Raw genomic sequence first — 15,212 nt, 5'->3', positions numbered from 1 at the left:
TAATGAATATGGTCAGAAACAATAATATCGTAATAGTTTTGTTTTCGGCACTAATAACAGTCGTTTTACTTATGATCATAGTAAGACTACCGCTATTTTCTCAAAATACTGAAAACACAATTATTATTGAAGAATCAGACGGTATATATGATCTGACCAATATCCCTGACTCTCCTGCTTTGTATAAACTACTGCCCGGTGCGGTCTTCTATCCAGAACAATTATTGGAACCTGATAATATTGAAGCAGCTGAAGCAATTTCGCTAAATGAGTATGATGATAAGAGGGGTGCTAATTATCTGACTCAAAGATTTATGATCAATCTTCCAGATAACAACAATGTTTACCGATTATATATAAAAGTATCAGGTCGTCATGCAATACGTATATATGCAAACGGATCTCTGATTGGAAATTACGGACAAGTCGGAACCTCAAAAGAAAATTCAGAAGTTTGGGAAAACAATGCAATTTGTTTTGCTTCTCCCCAAAACGGGAGCATTGACCTTATTATACAGTTATCACAGTTTTATCATTTTCGCAGTGGAGCAAGAATTGCTACTGTTAGTCTTAGTTCTTCGGCTGACAACAACAGTACCGTTACCAGAGAAGAAATTAAAGGGCTGCTTTTTGTCGGAGCCTTTGCAGGCCAAGCCGTAGTACTGCTGTTTATGTTCTTTTTATTAGCTAGAACTCCGGCAACTTTGTTTTTTGCATTAGGGAGTCTGTCTGTTGCGCTACGCGAAATTATTCAAAGTAAAGCATGGGCATTTTTCCCGATATCCGGCAGCCAGTCATTCGCACTAGAATACTTGAGTGTAGTCTTAATAACTATATTTGTATCTTTATACCTAGGTCAATATGTTCGGAACAAAATTCTTCGGGCAATTCAACTTACCGCCATATTCGGGTCGATTATTTTTGGAATTATTATTCTTTTTGGAGGATCTGTTTTATACACATCACTGATTTCTTATTATCAGATTTTTTTAGTTATATTGATAATTCCAGGTATTGGAGGGCTTTTTGTATCAATGCTACATCCTGATCTTGAACAAGGAGTAGCTCTGTACGGAATTGCTGTATTTTTTCTGGCAGCAGTCAGCGATATAGCGATGTATAATAATATTTTTCGTTCCCAAAATCCCAAAACACCTATAACCGAGATATCAATGATAGTATTTGTTTTAGCACAAGCGGTATCTCTTTTCATCATGAACAATCGCAAACTAACTGAAGCTAAGCAAACTGAGCAGCAATTAACAATAGAAAAAACCACACTGGAGAAATTAAACCAATTGAAAACTGAGTTTTTGGGCAATGTTTCACATGAGCTTAAAACTCCGCTCACAGTAATGTCAGGTTACGCACAAAGTGCAAGTATGATGACAGAAGATCAAGATGCTATTTACAAAGCTGAAATAGACCGCAAAATGAGACTGATTTCCTCTGAAGCAGAACGCCTATCCCTAATGGTTGGACAAATTCTGGATGTCACACGCATGGAAGAAGGGAAAATGCCAATAGAGCGGAAAAGCTGCTATATTGATGAAATTATACACACAACCGTTGCAACACATTATCCGATATTAAATAAAAACAATAATCAGTTAAAAACCTGCATTGAACCTTCATTGCCGCTGATTAATGCAGATCCAGCAAGAATTTCTCAAGTAATTGTTAATTTGATTTCAAATGCAGTCAGATTCACATATGACGGTTTGATTATAATTGACGCTAGAAAAGAAGATTCCCATATCAAAATTTGTGTGAGTGATACAGGTTCAGGTATATCCAAGGATAAATTACCTCATGTTTTTGATCGTTACAATTCAAACATTGGTAAACAAGGAAGCACAGGAACAGGTCTGGGGTTGTTTATTTGCAGACATATAATTGAACAGCACGAAGGCACGATATCAATTCACAGCACACCAGACAAGGGGACTATTGTCTGTTTTACTCTTCCTATTTAAGTAGCAGCAACTCAGCAATAGCGCACCTTACAAAAAATATATTCTCCTTTACCTGAATTGCTCAACTCAAACCAACCTCCATCATCTATGTGTAATTTTTTACGCAAATTTGCCACATGTACGGCAACCGTATGTGCTGCTCCCGGAGAACTTCCTCCCCAGGCTCTTTTGAAGATCTCGTCGCAGCTCAATCTTCTGCCTGAAAACACCATGAAACAACCTAAAAGCTGCATTTCCTTCTGAGTAAGAGATATTTTCTCTCCATCCAGCCAGACCTCACCAATCAGGAAGTCTATCGTAAGTGGAGCCAGCTCAATTCGGCCAGCCGATGATATTCCGGATCTGCGCAACTGTGCCGTAACTCGCGCACTCAAAACCGATAAATCATATGGTTTGGTAACATAATCATCTCCACCTTGCAACAACCCTTTGACCACACTGTCATTCTCATCTCTGCAAGTAAGAAAAATAACCGGGGCATTTGTAGATTTACGAACTTCACCACAAAAATCAAAACCTGATCCGTCAGGCATCATAACATCCAGCAGTATTAGATCAGGATTATACTCTTCAATCATAAATCTTGCTCTGCCAATTGTTGAAGCACAGTAGACATCATATCCCTGATTTTCAAAATATTCGCGATTAATATCCATTACATCCACTTCATCTTCCACTAATAATAATTTCACATTACCCATATTATTCTCCAAACTACAGAATCTTTATTATATTAGCAGCATTATCATACTTTCTTTTTATTATAACCTTAATAAAATTTAGTTTCAGCCTGATATTGTAAAAATAATTATCAAGAATTCTTGATAATAAATCTTCACCTGTTTTTACTCTGTTAAATTAAAAATGTAATTGAAATAAAACTTGTATAACAACAAGCTTCTGGAAAGATTAGGAGATAGATATGTTGAAAATAGTTCGTGTTGATGTGGTAGACGATCAAACGTTGGATATCGAGCTAAGTAATGGTCATCTGATTTTATTTGACATGCGCAGTCTCATAAGCTCTGACCCCAATTATGGTTTTCTAGCAAAAGGCGATGTCCTGATAAAACCACAAACAGACGGTAAGACTGTCTTTTGGACAGAAGGATCTCCTCTAAGCCTTGAAAGAATAATAAATCTACTCGGAGGGAATAACTAATGAAAGTACTATAAATGAACTTCAGCAGCCAAGCTCTGCAAGGTAATTGAATAATCATAGAACATAAAAACATAAATTTACGGAGGAAAAAATATGAAAATCAAAGCAAAAAGAAATGCGGTAGAAGCTAACAAAGTTGGAGTCAAGCTACTGCTCATAATTATGTGTCTACTTATGGCAATCGGCACTTTAAGTGCTTGCGGCAAAATGAAAATGGAAGGTTCCTGGTATACAAATGTTGATGAAGATGTAGTATTCAACTTTTTAGAAGATGGTACAGTTGTGGCTTATGATACTTATCTTGAAGAAATCGCAGTTGGTGAGTGGGAAATAGATGGGAAAGAATGCACCCTTACCGGATTAGGTGAAGAAAATATAGCATTTCAAATAGAAAGCGACGACAGGCTTTACAATTCAGAGTACAGCATCACGCTTACCCGTGGTGAAAACGCGAAAATCCCTTATACCACTGAAGATGAATTAACACAGGTCTACTGGTATACAAGTGATGATAGATACGAGCTTGAATTTTATTATTCCTATGATGGTATTGGTGAATGGGATTTGTTTGATTATTCAATTAGCGAATATATTTATGAAGGAACATATGAAATTGATTATGATAGCCTAACTTTAAAAACAGAAGATGGCGAAAAATTTGACGCTAAACTATCAAAAAACAGACAAACAATAAGTGGCGTTGACGATTTAGTATTTGAGAGTAAATAGATCTGATAATGCTCAGGTTATAAATAAAGTGAAAGGAATCTGTAACAAATATGAAAAAGCGAATAAAAACAAAAACTATCAAGCTTATGGCATTAATACTAATTCTGTTGCAGCTAACTTTATTGACCGCTGCTTGCAATCAAGATAAAAATGTTGATCTCACAGAGAGCAATCATACGGAATCGATTGATAATTCCAGCCAAGAGGATATCACTGTGGAAACTAATGATTTGGTAAGCAATAATGATTCTGATGCTGGTGATGATGAAGTCAATGATGATGGTCTCTACTACTGGAGCGGAATGAATTTTGGTCCAAATTTGGAATATGCAGAGGAATACTTGACATACGGAGATGCAGGAGAGTATCTAAATGCTGCCGAAGCAGCACAACTTGTTTTTTATTATCTCCGGGACAACGACAATATTCCTGATTACAGTGATGATATCTTTTATAAAATTATACTTATAGAGCTAAGTGAAATAGACGGAGAAGAATGCTATGTTTACCGTCTCGAAATTGATGAAAATAATGATCAAGACGGAACAATGGGTGCAAGTTATGCCTTTGCATATGGAAGTGGAAATATATATATAGAGGGATCTGGTTCACAGTTTATATCAATAGGCCAATTGCCTTTCAGTACAGTTGTTGTGTATGCTGATTTTTCGGCAGGCAGTGCTGAAGGAAACGGACTGGTTGAGGAATATGTTTATCAGCAAATAGCTGAAGTTGATGTTTTTGATATTTCAGCCGCTTTAAGCGAGTTGAGCGGCTTTGATTTTGATATTTACAGTCATTCATATGACGGTGTAAATATGCATATCAACTGGTCACAAAACTCAACTCTGTTGTCAGGACTTGATAACAGAGTACAAAAAGAAGGTTTTCATTTTTATGATACCGCAAGCCTTAACTGGTTTATTATGGATAGTCTTGCACGATCCATTAAGGCCAACATAAATGTTGAGCATATTTTTTATTCACAGAAAGATGGCAGCCCACTGGAATTTGCCGATGGACAGGGTATTGAAATGTATGAATTGCCAACAGATCAGTCTTATGAGGGCAGCCTATTCTTCATATCTCGTGTAGGTGCAATCGGAGATAATTAATCAATGCCACCACAATACTAAGTTTTTACTGGCTCGATTTATATTAGGAGGAAAATAATAATGAAACGCATTATTGCTATGATTTCTATCATCTTGTTGATAGCGGTTTCTTTGATCGGCTGCAGAGGGGATGTTGTTAATGTAACGGTTGTGATAAAAAACGACACAGACTATGAACTGAAAAGAGTAATCTTCGACATACCACAGTCCTCCGGATCATATAGTCCCTTGCATGATGTTATCACAGTTGAAAAACCTCTGAAACCAGGTGAAACTCAGGAAATTGTTATATCTCTTGTCGATACTGACTTTGGCAACTCAGGAGGATCCCTGATTGACCTTACTGACGGAAATGATTCCAGCACTTTGCAGCCAGCCAAAGGAGAGGTTGTCTTAGAACGCGGAAGCAATAATTTCAAGATAACTCATAAAGACGAAACCTTCTTTATCACAGCAGGGGACTCTACAAGCGATTGAAAATTTACTAAGCAGATGTAAAAAGAAAGGAATGAGTAAGAAATATGAAAAATTTAATTAGCAAATTCAGCAAACAAACAGCAGCAAAAATTATCAGCTTTATTCTTATAATATCATTATCTTTATCTATGGCAGCTTGCAAAAATGATAAAGATTCAACCACCAAGGAAAGTACGCAAGAAATAACAACTAAAGTCGAAAAAGATCAGATAAAAACAACTACTACTGAAAATGATGATGATTACTATGACGATGATTACTATGACGATGATTACTATGATGACGACTATTATGATGATGACGACTATTATGATGATGACGACTATTATGGAGATGACTATTATACCGATGATTATTATGATGATGATGACTATTATGGGCCAATCTATGTAGATGATAGTGATTTAATGTTGGCTTTTGATGCAGGAGGACTCGAAGAATTAATCGAAGGATCCCTATATATGTTTGAAGGCATGATTCTTTACTCTATAGATAAACTTGAGCCAGCAGCCAGCGACGAGAGATCAATTGTTGCGGCAATTCAAGAATTCGAAGCAGCTGCAATCAGCATTATTAGTGCATCAGAATCAGAAGAACATTCAAGAATTTTATCTTATCCATGCTGGATTGTTTCCTATATAATGAATGAAAACGAAGATTCAATCACTTGTGTAGATGTTTATGTCCAAACAAACACAGCTGATTATAAACTTCAGGCAGCTGTTAATAGCGACTTTGTTCAGCATTACCACGATGAAATAGGTCAACGTTTAAGCACTGTATATTGGGCTGAATAATTCATTCAGCCCCTATCTTTGCCAATACTTCTAATGCAATAACACGTCCTTCTTCACGAAATGTAGCAGTTATCGTCAATTTATTTCCTATCGTCACACAACTAAAAAAATTGGAATAACCTTTCTCAATAGCAATAGGAAACTCCACTCTATCAATGTGATTTTCAACAATAGCAGGTAATTTAATAATCCCTAAATTTGAGATGCCTGTGGTCGACTTTCCGGCTTCTTTTCTAGCTATTATTTTCATAGCTAAGTCTTTTATAGCTCGAGGCACAAATCTAGCACCTTGATACATTTTTTGATATTCATATAACTGTTCCTGCACACTTTCCTTTGTAATCTCGTAAAATTGATTTTTCACTTCATTTACCATTTGAGAAAAATCTTTTTCCTCTGGCATTTTTACGGTCGCAGATGTAACAAAGCTTCTCAAAGTTTTACTTGGAAAAAAGCTGCGACAATCTATCTGAACATTGCCGGTTATTGATCCGGACTCATCATCATTATCTCGCTTTTGGGCAATAACACAAAAAATATGCGCTAAAATATATTGGCTAATCGTTACATCATATTCTTTTGCTGCTTTTTTGATTTTATCCATTTCAAAAACCTTAGTTATAAATTTCTGTGAAGCATCTCTTCCTGCTTTGATACGATATACTTTCGCCGACCAAGTATTTTTGTTGCTATTTGTATTAGATGGTGGGTAAGTGAACATTTTTGAGGCATCTTCAGCCTCTTCCGGATTAAATTTTTCGTTACAATCTATGATTCCGTCTTTATCAAAATCCAAACCAAGCAATTCAAAATAGCGCACAATAAGGGCACACAGAAATTTAGACAACCCTCGTCCATCGCAAATGCTATGCGTTGTTTTAACGGTAAAATGTTTTTGTCCGTATACAATCTTTATCATGTGACGACGTCCTTTATTATAATAGTCACAAATCAAAGGCTCTTTACCGTCAGGCTCTATTTGGGCAAGCTCATTTATAGGTTCGTATTCATAATGAAAAAAACCGTATTTAAGCCTGCCATTTAGAAATGGCAGGCGGCGCATCAAATCATTTGCCGCCTTTTGCAATATTTGAAGTTTAACAGCTTCTTTCAATTGCACTGTGAGTGCAAAAACTCCTGGATATTTATGATTATTGATTGAAGTGTAGTATTGTCCAATCACATCAATCTCCATAGTCTTATTACACATTTTTTCCCTCACTTCAAACACACAATTTAATAGACATCCGTTAACGTATATTTACTATTGTATTATAATAGATAATAGTAACCTTTTTTCAATATTCAATTTATGTCATAGTGTCGAAAATACAACATTTAACATATAAAGTGTCGCTTTAGGAGGCAAAAAATTGTGAACAAGAGTACAGATGACAGACGTGTCAGAAAAACAAAAAAAGCTCTGCGAGAAGGATTAGCAGAATTGATGATGCAAAAAGATTTGCGAAGCATTACTGTCCGAGAACTAGTTGACAAGGTCGATATACATAGAGCTACCTTTTATTCTCATTACAGAGATATTTATGATCTATATGAGCAAATGGAAGAGGCTGTTTTGAAAGAAATCGCTGCAATTCTTGATAATTCTTGCCTATCGTATGAGAAATTCTTCGACATTCTTATTACCTATATATCTGAAAATTCAAGACTCTGCCGTATGCTGATGAATAAAAATGGAAACCACAATTTTTTGAGTCGTGCAAGTGAATTTCTGGAACAAAAATATTTAGAGGTGTGTGTACATGAAACTGGTACAAATATAACAACTGAAGAGTTGAAATTCTTAGCAAGTTATCATATAAATGGTTGTCTTGGAATCATCAGCCGCTGGGCTGAAACAAACTTTAACTATCCAAAAGAAAAAATCATCAGTGTAATTGTTAAAGTAGACTCTAATCTAGATGAATTAATGATGAATTAAAAAAGCAATATTTACTCTGCTCTTGCAGGAGAAAATTTAATTTGCTTAATTTTAAATTCTTTTGTGATATTCTGATACCTGCGTAGTCATAAAAATAGAGGCAGGTGATGGAATGAATAGCTTTGAAGAAATATACAAACAATATTTTGCATATGTATATAAATATCTTCGAGGATTATCTGCAGATGAACATTTGGCGGAAGATCTGACATCCGAAGTTTTTTTACGTGCAATGAAATCAATAAGCAAGTTCAGAGGTGATTGTGAACTAGGAGTATGGTTATGCCAAATTGGTAAAAACTGTTATTTGTCATATCTAAAACAGCAAAGTAGATTTACAAATAATGAAATCAGCGAAGAAATTATCTCACCCGAATCCAACATCGAGAAATTATTAGCGGACAAAGACGAGGCTTTTGCTGTGCATAGAGCTCTGCATATGTTAAGAGAACCTTACAAAGAAATTTTTTCGCTAAGAGTGTTCGGAGAATTGTCATTCAAAGAAATAGGTGCATTGTTCAAAAAAACTGATCACTGGGCATGTGTCTCTTTTCACAGAGCAAAAGAAATGCTTCAGAAAAATCTAAACAGACGAGGTGAACAATTATGAAAATAAATTGTGATGTAATTAATGATTTATTACCGTTATATATAGAAAACATGCTAAGCAAAAGCAGCAGAGAGCTTGTTGATGAGCATATCTCCGAGTGCTCATACTGTCAGCAAAAACTGAAACAGTTGAGCGAGTCAAATTTTGATATTGAGCATAATATGGAAGAAGCCAAAAGCTTCAAAAAAATGTTTAGAAAACACACAGCTTCAATTGCTGCTACATCAGCTTTTGTCACTGTAGCACTTATAATATGGTTATGGGGCATTTTCTTCCTGCAGTCTGGTGATGAAATGGGCTATAGCCTACTGAATTTCTATTTGTTCCTGCCTCTGACCGCGCTTATTTGCTCAATCATAATCGGCAAAAGGCAGACTCGCGCCAAATGGCTAATCCCATTACTATTTGGGGTCATCGGTGGTTTGCTGCCATTTGCAGTCTTCCATTCATTTGACATGATTTTTCTGCTCTTTGCCTTTATACCATCGGTTATCGGGCTTTTGACGGGCATTTTGATTCAAAAAATCAAAAAGAGAAAAGGCGGTGGTGGTTGATTCGCTAAAGCATACTATGACTATTTCAAATTATTCAGTTGAAAATATCTTTTTCCCCCGAAGCGGTCAATCTTTTATCCAGCTGAATACATATTCAATATTATCAGGGCATGCCAGATCAGGTTTGCATTTTGCATCAAAATGTCCCGCGATGCTTTTCTCCTGTAAAGCAAAATCAAAATGGCAGGCGGCTATGCCCATATCAATTCGCTGAATATCATAAGAGAAGCGATCACTATATCCCGGCTCTTTGTACTCATAGAAGTGACAGGCTGTATCTGTCATAACAATCCTCCAAGGCTGTTTATTAGAGGCAGATGGACCAAGTCGCACCATCTCTAATGCGAACTCCAGATCAGCAGCTTTTTCCGGTTTCAGAGAAGTTTGAAAATTATTTTCGTAAAACAGATCTTGCCAATTCTTACGCTTATCCGCTTTTACCAGTTTACGCATCATCACTTCTTTTACATGCTTCTTGGCAGCCGGGTAACCATATGGAGTTACTATCGGAAACAATTCACCATCACCAATTTTCATAGCATTAGCAAAACCTTCACGGTTAAAAGTTCCGCCAAGCCAACAGGTTCCAATCCCATGATGAGCCAGATAGAGTATCACAGCTTCCATTTCATATCCGAGTGCTTCAAGTGACAGCGGCTCATGTCTAATAGTCGTACCGATATATTGTTTGGCACCTTTAATAACACCATATGTGCCAAGCTTCTCTTGTCCCTTGATATCATCCTGATTAAGATAATGGAAATTAACACGTACCCCAAAAGGATTGCTAAGTGCACTAATAAAATCTTCGATCGCTTGTCGTTTTTCTGCCTCTATTTGCTGATTACTATAATTGCGAACACTATATCTTGCAACAACAGCTTCTTTTACCGGAAATTGTATATTCATATGTTTCACCTCGTATTTTATTAGGTACAATTATACACTATCCATGGTTTAATCGGCATTAGACCACACGAAACGATGAGATTAGTGAATATTCTTCCTCTTAATTGAACATATAATAATTCGTTCAACAGCAGGAGTAACTAGAATATAATAAATACACAGAAATTGGATCAACGAGTTAAAACTTATGCTTGGTCAGAAACCCCGTATTCAATGATTCAGTTTCTATTGTTTCAAGTTAGAGTTTGTAAGATATAATTGCAGAAAAAAGTTGGGATAAATGTTTATGATTCCTAAAGATATCTGTTTTGATTTTGGAATACATCTTGCATTGCCATAATTTGTTCATAGCTGACATCGTGCCCAACAGCATGTGTTGGGGCAGCAATATATCCACCATTTCTAGACATAGTTCTCATAATACTTATTGTCTCAGCTCTAATTTGTTCTGGGGTTGATTTGGGTAAAATTTGTTGAGTTGATATACCGCCCCAGATCGCTAAATCTTGGCCATATTCACGTTTGAACCAGTCCAAATCATAAATCTCTGATTGGAAAGTCTGATAGCAATCAAGTCCTATTTCGATCAGGTCAGGGAATACTTCGGATATATCGCCACAGGAGTGTTGTATAACATAGCGACCCTTACTTTTTACTGCTTCATACATTTTTGACAGACGTGGTTTGATAAATTTACGCCAATTATATGGACCCATCATTGTCCCCTTCTGCTGCCCCCAATCATCACCGAAGTAAACCGCATCGAGGGGATATTCATTGAGAATAGCAATTAGCATCAAATTATATTCGCAAATTCGATCAAACAGCTCATGCATGAAAGCTTCCTCGGCTACCATATTGCATAGCGTTTCTTCGATAGTTAAATAGCTCCAGGCTCTTTCAAATAGCGAGAACCCAATTCCATAAAACTTGAACTGATCACTGCTGTTATTTATAACTTGTTCGACATTTCGGCGGAATTTATTCTCATCAAATTGAGGTTCACGATACAGAGATATGTCAGGCTCTGAAATTATTGGGGTTTCAACAACCCCGATATCTTTATCAACGCCTGATCTGTTCCAAGTAACTCCATACTCATCAGTGAACATCTCTGGTTTTGATTTATCTTTTTCGGTTGGCCATCCCCAGTACTGCAGATAGAGCAAGTGGTTGTTTAGCTCAACATTCTCAAAATTTTCATTTGAAAAATGTGGTTTTATTTTTTTACGAGCTTCAAGTGTAAACTCACAAAAATGCGGAATAATATCGCTTTCCTTATGATTTAGGGCAGCCAGTACACGCTCTCTTCTGCTCATGGTTTTCATAATTAATCGCTCCATTTCTGTTTGATTCTCTCTTTACTCAAGAATGAAATATGGGCAATCTAAGCCGTCTTAATCCAAGTCAATCAAATCGTAGCCTAAATAGTACTTTGATGCTTCTTCAAGAATCATTTTCATTTTACCTACACCGACTGCTGTATGATGACGAAAACCATTTCTACCAAGCTTGAGAAGTTTATCTTGTAGGTTTTCAATTTTTGCAACACCGCCACAACCGAAGAAGCCATCCTGAATCTTATCTTCTGTAAATTCGCCTTCACTAAAATAAAATGTTAATTTTCCATCTTCTGTTTTACAGTTAGAGAAGGTCATAGGAAATGACTTAATTCTTCCCTCATTACTGCCCCAGCCTTGATCAGGTTCGTTTTTCGAAAACATTTTATGGTCAGTCACATGCCCAGGTGCCACCATCAGAGTCTCTGCGATCGGTCCACAGTGGAATAGTATAACTTTATCTTCGTCTTCACCGTAGTTGTTATTCCAATCAACACAGGCAGTTGGCATATCTGATGCCAACTGCATTGCCTGCATGCTTATTGCTGAACACAAATCAACTTCACAAGAAGCGACGAAACGACGATCATTCATTTCACTTAGCAGAACACAGGGTGCTATACCATAGAATGATTGTAATTCTTCCCAGCATCTGAGTGTTATAGCATCAAGATGATACTTCTCGATATAATCGTCCATAATTACTGCCAATTTAGCCAGGCACACAGTCTTTTGGCTTGGGACCTTAGAGAAATCAGTATACGACTTCAAATTCTTAATCTTTTCTTGTACTGCTGGGTCATCGTCTTCTTTACGCTCCATGGCATATACTATCGATGATAAGTCGAATGATTCCACAGTTATACCGTATTTCTGCAAGGTAATCTCATCGAAACGAACTGTTTTGAAAGCTGTAGTTCTTGCTCCGAAGCAGCCTATGGTAAGACGCTTCATACCCTTAACAACCCTACATACGGCGGCAAAATCAGAAAGGTTCTGTTTAAAAACATCAGTGAGAGGGTGAACAACATGTGGTTTGAACACAGTAAATGGAATACCATACTGGTGAAAGACATCTTCAATGCTAAATTTGCCACAATACGCATCACGTCTGTATTCAAATCCCATTTTATCAAGTTCGTCAGGATAAGCTTGAATTAGTATTGGAACTCCGGCATCTTGAAGTGCTGTTACAGCGCCATTCTCATCACTGAAATTAGGCATACATAGAATAACACCATCATATTTTCCTTCATGGCTCTTGAGCCAATTAGCATATAAGCGGCCATCATCTCGTGTTTCTATTCCACCATACGGAGTCACATCTTCATCCATTATCAGGTAATCATATCCACATTCTTCCATAACCTGAGCCATATCAGATCTTGCACCTGCAATTAATATTTCAGGCATAAAACTACGATTCCCGAAATAGAGGGCAAATGTCATCTTCTTCCTGTTCACTCTGTGTTCCTCCTTTAAATTTGAATGATTTCTATGGGTTGTTTTTCCAGTTTCGATTCTATCGCTATTCTGGTAGAATTACCTTCCATAGGACCTTTTACAGTAACACCTAACGCACCAGCTACATTGGCATATTTTGCAGCATCTCTAATGGATATCCCTTGCTCTAAACATGCGACAAATGCACCATCAAAGCAGTCTCCAGCACCAGTTGGATCTACTTCTTCAACAGACATAGAAGGGAAATAAAACACATCGTCATCCGTATATACATGAGTGCCTCTAGCTCCATCTTTTATAACAACGATGCGATTTTGTTTTTCTAACAATAATTGCTTAACAGCATTATTAGTGTCATTATCATCAATTTCGATCGATTCTCGAGGAAAAAGCTGCTCAAATTCAGACTTCCCAGCAAGGATAACATCCGACTCTTTTAGCAGTAATTCGTATGCCTCTTTTATGCGCAGATCCCCAAACAATTCTGGTCTAATATTTGGATCAAAAGTAATCTTTGCACCTTGATTCTTTGCTAATTTAAGACAATATAGTACTGATTCACGAATTGCTGATGAGGCGGCAAGCGAGCAACCCATCACATGGAAGTATTTACAATCAGCAAATGCCATCACATCAATTTGTGTTAAATCGATATAGCCACATGCGGCTTCACTAAAATGATATATGAATTGGCGTGATCCATCCTTAAAGTAAGTAACAAAGGCAGTTCCGGTGGTGTATTTAGGTGATACTTGAACATAAGAAATATCTACGCCATCATTTTCTAGTCTTTTGAGATTTAACTTGCCGAAGTCATCATTTCCAACTTGTGATATTATGCCGCATTTAGATCCCATTAGTGCTGCTTGCGAAATAAAAATGGCCGGTGCTCCACTCGGATAAGGACCAATCAAAGGTCCGGGTTGTAAAAAAGTCTGATCTTTATTTACAGTCATCACTTCTACTAATATCTCACCGCATATCATTATACTTGGCATATTGGCTCCTCCTGCAAATTTATATCGCTTCTCTTTTCTTAGGTGATAGGTCTTAACTATTGCTATAATTTCACTTGTTAGAATTTAAGAGCCGCACCTATACCTTTTAAGATATAGAAAGGCTTAACGTCATATTCTATACAAAGTGAAAATGCACCAATCAAACGGTCATTCGGAGATAGCTTACGTTTAACATCTTTGCCTACACGCTCTACCGTATCACCTAAAGCCTTGTTCTCAAATCTTACTAATAAATCCTGACAGAAAGCATTGATCTCTACCAAAGGTACGAGGTGCTTTCGAGCTAGAGCTTTTGCTGCTTCAGCCATTGCTCCGGTTACGGCCTCCCGAATTGAATCATCATTTATAGCCTGCCAGATAAATTCATAATTTTTCTGCTTCCCCAAATATGCTGTAACAGCATGGCTCATATTATGAATGAATAGTTTGCGTTGTATGTAATATTCAAATGTCTGAACAGGCTGAAGATGAACAATTGGGGGAATCTCTCCTCGGAATGCCGTACTATCAACTGGAAGTTCGCAATAAGGTTCAGCAACAATCCTCAGAATATCCTTCGTTCCATTACGAACTGCTACAGGAACCATTCGCCCAATAGATGTTTCAATGAAACCAACATTTGTTAGTATTTCTTGCTCTATCAATTGAGGATTAAGTCTGTTTAGTTCATCTCTAACTAAATCATGCAAATAGCGGTCTGCTGCCATTAGATTTTCACACACAATTATATCAAGAGTGCGAAATTTGTACTTACTACCAGGGGGACTCTTTTCCTTTCTTAGTTGTAGACCTCTTGCTATCACAGGAGCAATTCTGGGAAGAATAGCAGCTCCAACTGCAGTAGCCATTATGTCTGCATCAGCAATTTCAGACGCTGAGGCTTCAGCATCTAGGCCGTTTACAGCTCTAACATTTTCCACAATTATAGTTTCTTGATCATTGTTTGTAACAAGATCAATACTATATGCTTTTCTCTCGTTAAGCTGATCAATAATTTCTTTATCAACATCTATAAAAACTACTTCATAACCAGATTGAGATAACAGTTGTCCAATAAATCCTCTGCCTATATTACCAGCTCCATACATTACCGCTTTTTTCATGATATAATTTACCCT

General features: G+C 36.9%; 16 protein-coding genes. 9 read left to right on the top strand and 7 right to left on the bottom strand.

Features of this window, described 5'->3' with window-relative positions; genetic code table 11:
* The first annotated feature begins 2 nt into the window (after positions 1 to 2).
* Positions 3 to 1,976 (top strand): sensor histidine kinase, encoded by a 1,974-nt coding sequence (locus tag AC0KSB_RS12530; protein WP_472309783.1) that lies wholly within the window; start codon positions 3 to 5, stop codon positions 1,974 to 1,976.
* Between the two features lie 11 nt (positions 1,977 to 1,987).
* Here AC0KSB_RS12530 and AC0KSB_RS12525 read toward each other — a convergent pair whose 3' ends face one another.
* Positions 1,988 to 2,677 (bottom strand): response regulator transcription factor, encoded by a 690-nt coding sequence (locus AC0KSB_RS12525; protein ID WP_472309781.1) that lies wholly within the window; start codon positions 2,675 to 2,677, stop codon positions 1,988 to 1,990.
* Positions 2,678 to 2,898: 221 nt separating this feature from the next.
* On the opposite strand from AC0KSB_RS12525, the gene AC0KSB_RS12520 reads away from it, so the two are divergent.
* The 5 genes from AC0KSB_RS12520 to AC0KSB_RS12500 all read left to right on the top strand — a co-directional run bounded on the left by AC0KSB_RS12520 (position 2,899) and on the right by AC0KSB_RS12500 (position 6,256).
* Positions 2,899 to 3,138 carry a hypothetical protein gene (locus AC0KSB_RS12520; RefSeq protein ID WP_472309779.1) on the top strand — a complete coding sequence of 80 codons (240 nt, stop codon included), beginning with the start codon at positions 2,899 to 2,901 and terminating at the stop codon, positions 3,136 to 3,138.
* Positions 3,139 to 3,231: 93 nt separating this feature from the next.
* On the top strand, positions 3,232 to 3,867 hold the full coding sequence (locus AC0KSB_RS12515; protein WP_472309777.1) for a hypothetical protein: 636 nt from the start codon (positions 3,232 to 3,234) through the stop codon (positions 3,865 to 3,867).
* Positions 3,868 to 3,917: 50 nt separating this feature from the next.
* Positions 3,918 to 4,982 carry a hypothetical protein gene (locus AC0KSB_RS12510; RefSeq protein WP_472309775.1) on the top strand — a complete coding sequence of 355 codons (1,065 nt, stop codon included), beginning with the start codon at positions 3,918 to 3,920 and terminating at the stop codon, positions 4,980 to 4,982.
* Positions 4,983 to 5,042: 60 nt separating this feature from the next.
* Positions 5,043 to 5,459 (top strand): hypothetical protein, encoded by a 417-nt coding sequence (locus tag AC0KSB_RS12505; protein ID WP_472309773.1) that lies wholly within the window; start codon positions 5,043 to 5,045, stop codon positions 5,457 to 5,459.
* Positions 5,460 to 5,503: 44 nt separating this feature from the next.
* Entirely contained in the window at positions 5,504 to 6,256 is a 753-nt protein-coding gene (locus AC0KSB_RS12500) for a hypothetical protein (RefSeq protein ID WP_472309771.1), read from the top strand.
* 1 nt (position 6,257) lies between these two features.
* Here AC0KSB_RS12500 and AC0KSB_RS12495 read toward each other — a convergent pair whose 3' ends face one another.
* On the bottom strand, positions 6,258 to 7,466 hold the full coding sequence (locus tag AC0KSB_RS12495; protein WP_472309769.1) for a hypothetical protein: 1,209 nt from the start codon (positions 7,464 to 7,466) through the stop codon (positions 6,258 to 6,260).
* Between the two features lie 165 nt (positions 7,467 to 7,631).
* Between AC0KSB_RS12495 and AC0KSB_RS12490 the strand changes: the two genes are divergently transcribed.
* From AC0KSB_RS12490 to AC0KSB_RS12480, 3 genes are all read left to right on the top strand, one after another.
* Positions 7,632 to 8,198: a TetR/AcrR family transcriptional regulator gene (locus AC0KSB_RS12490; RefSeq protein WP_472309767.1), complete on the top strand. Its 567-nt coding sequence runs from the start codon at positions 7,632 to 7,634 to the stop codon at positions 8,196 to 8,198.
* 112 nt (positions 8,199 to 8,310) lie between these two features.
* The gene (locus AC0KSB_RS12485; protein ID WP_472309765.1) at positions 8,311 to 8,808 is read left to right on the top strand and encodes an RNA polymerase sigma factor; all 498 of its coding nucleotides are present in this window, start codon (positions 8,311 to 8,313) and stop codon (positions 8,806 to 8,808) included.
* Positions 8,805 to 9,362 (top strand): zf-HC2 domain-containing protein, encoded by a 558-nt coding sequence (locus AC0KSB_RS12480; RefSeq protein WP_472309763.1) that lies wholly within the window; start codon positions 8,805 to 8,807, stop codon positions 9,360 to 9,362. The genes AC0KSB_RS12485 and AC0KSB_RS12480 overlap by 4 nt, the downstream gene beginning before the upstream one ends.
* Before the next feature lie 66 nt (positions 9,363 to 9,428).
* Here the strand turns inward: AC0KSB_RS12480 and AC0KSB_RS12475 are convergent, their stop codons facing one another.
* The 5 genes from AC0KSB_RS12475 to AC0KSB_RS12455 all read right to left on the bottom strand — a co-directional run bounded on the left by AC0KSB_RS12475 (position 9,429) and on the right by AC0KSB_RS12455 (position 15,197).
* Entirely contained in the window at positions 9,429 to 10,271 is an 843-nt protein-coding gene (locus AC0KSB_RS12475) for a nitroreductase family protein (protein ID WP_472309761.1), read from the bottom strand.
* Between the two features lie 293 nt (positions 10,272 to 10,564).
* The gene (locus tag AC0KSB_RS12470) at positions 10,565 to 11,599 is read right to left on the bottom strand and encodes a uroporphyrinogen decarboxylase family protein (RefSeq protein ID WP_472309759.1); all 1,035 of its coding nucleotides are present in this window, start codon (positions 11,597 to 11,599) and stop codon (positions 10,565 to 10,567) included.
* A gap of 69 nt (positions 11,600 to 11,668) precedes the next feature.
* Entirely contained in the window at positions 11,669 to 13,075 is a 1,407-nt protein-coding gene (locus AC0KSB_RS12465) for an L-fucose/L-arabinose isomerase family protein (RefSeq protein WP_472309757.1), read from the bottom strand.
* Between the two features lie 14 nt (positions 13,076 to 13,089).
* On the bottom strand, positions 13,090 to 14,073 hold the full coding sequence (locus AC0KSB_RS12460; RefSeq protein ID WP_472309755.1) for a sugar kinase: 984 nt from the start codon (positions 14,071 to 14,073) through the stop codon (positions 13,090 to 13,092).
* Between the two features lie 77 nt (positions 14,074 to 14,150).
* Positions 14,151 to 15,197, bottom strand: coding sequence for a mannitol dehydrogenase family protein (locus tag AC0KSB_RS12455; protein WP_472309753.1), 1,047 nt, complete (start codon positions 15,195 to 15,197; stop codon positions 14,151 to 14,153).
* Between the last annotated feature and the right edge of the window lie 15 nt (positions 15,198 to 15,212).

It is taken from the genome of Ercella succinigenes (assembly GCF_900002895.1).
The sequence above is the reverse complement of the archived record's forward strand: the minus strand, read 5'-3'. Positions and strand labels throughout refer to the sequence as shown.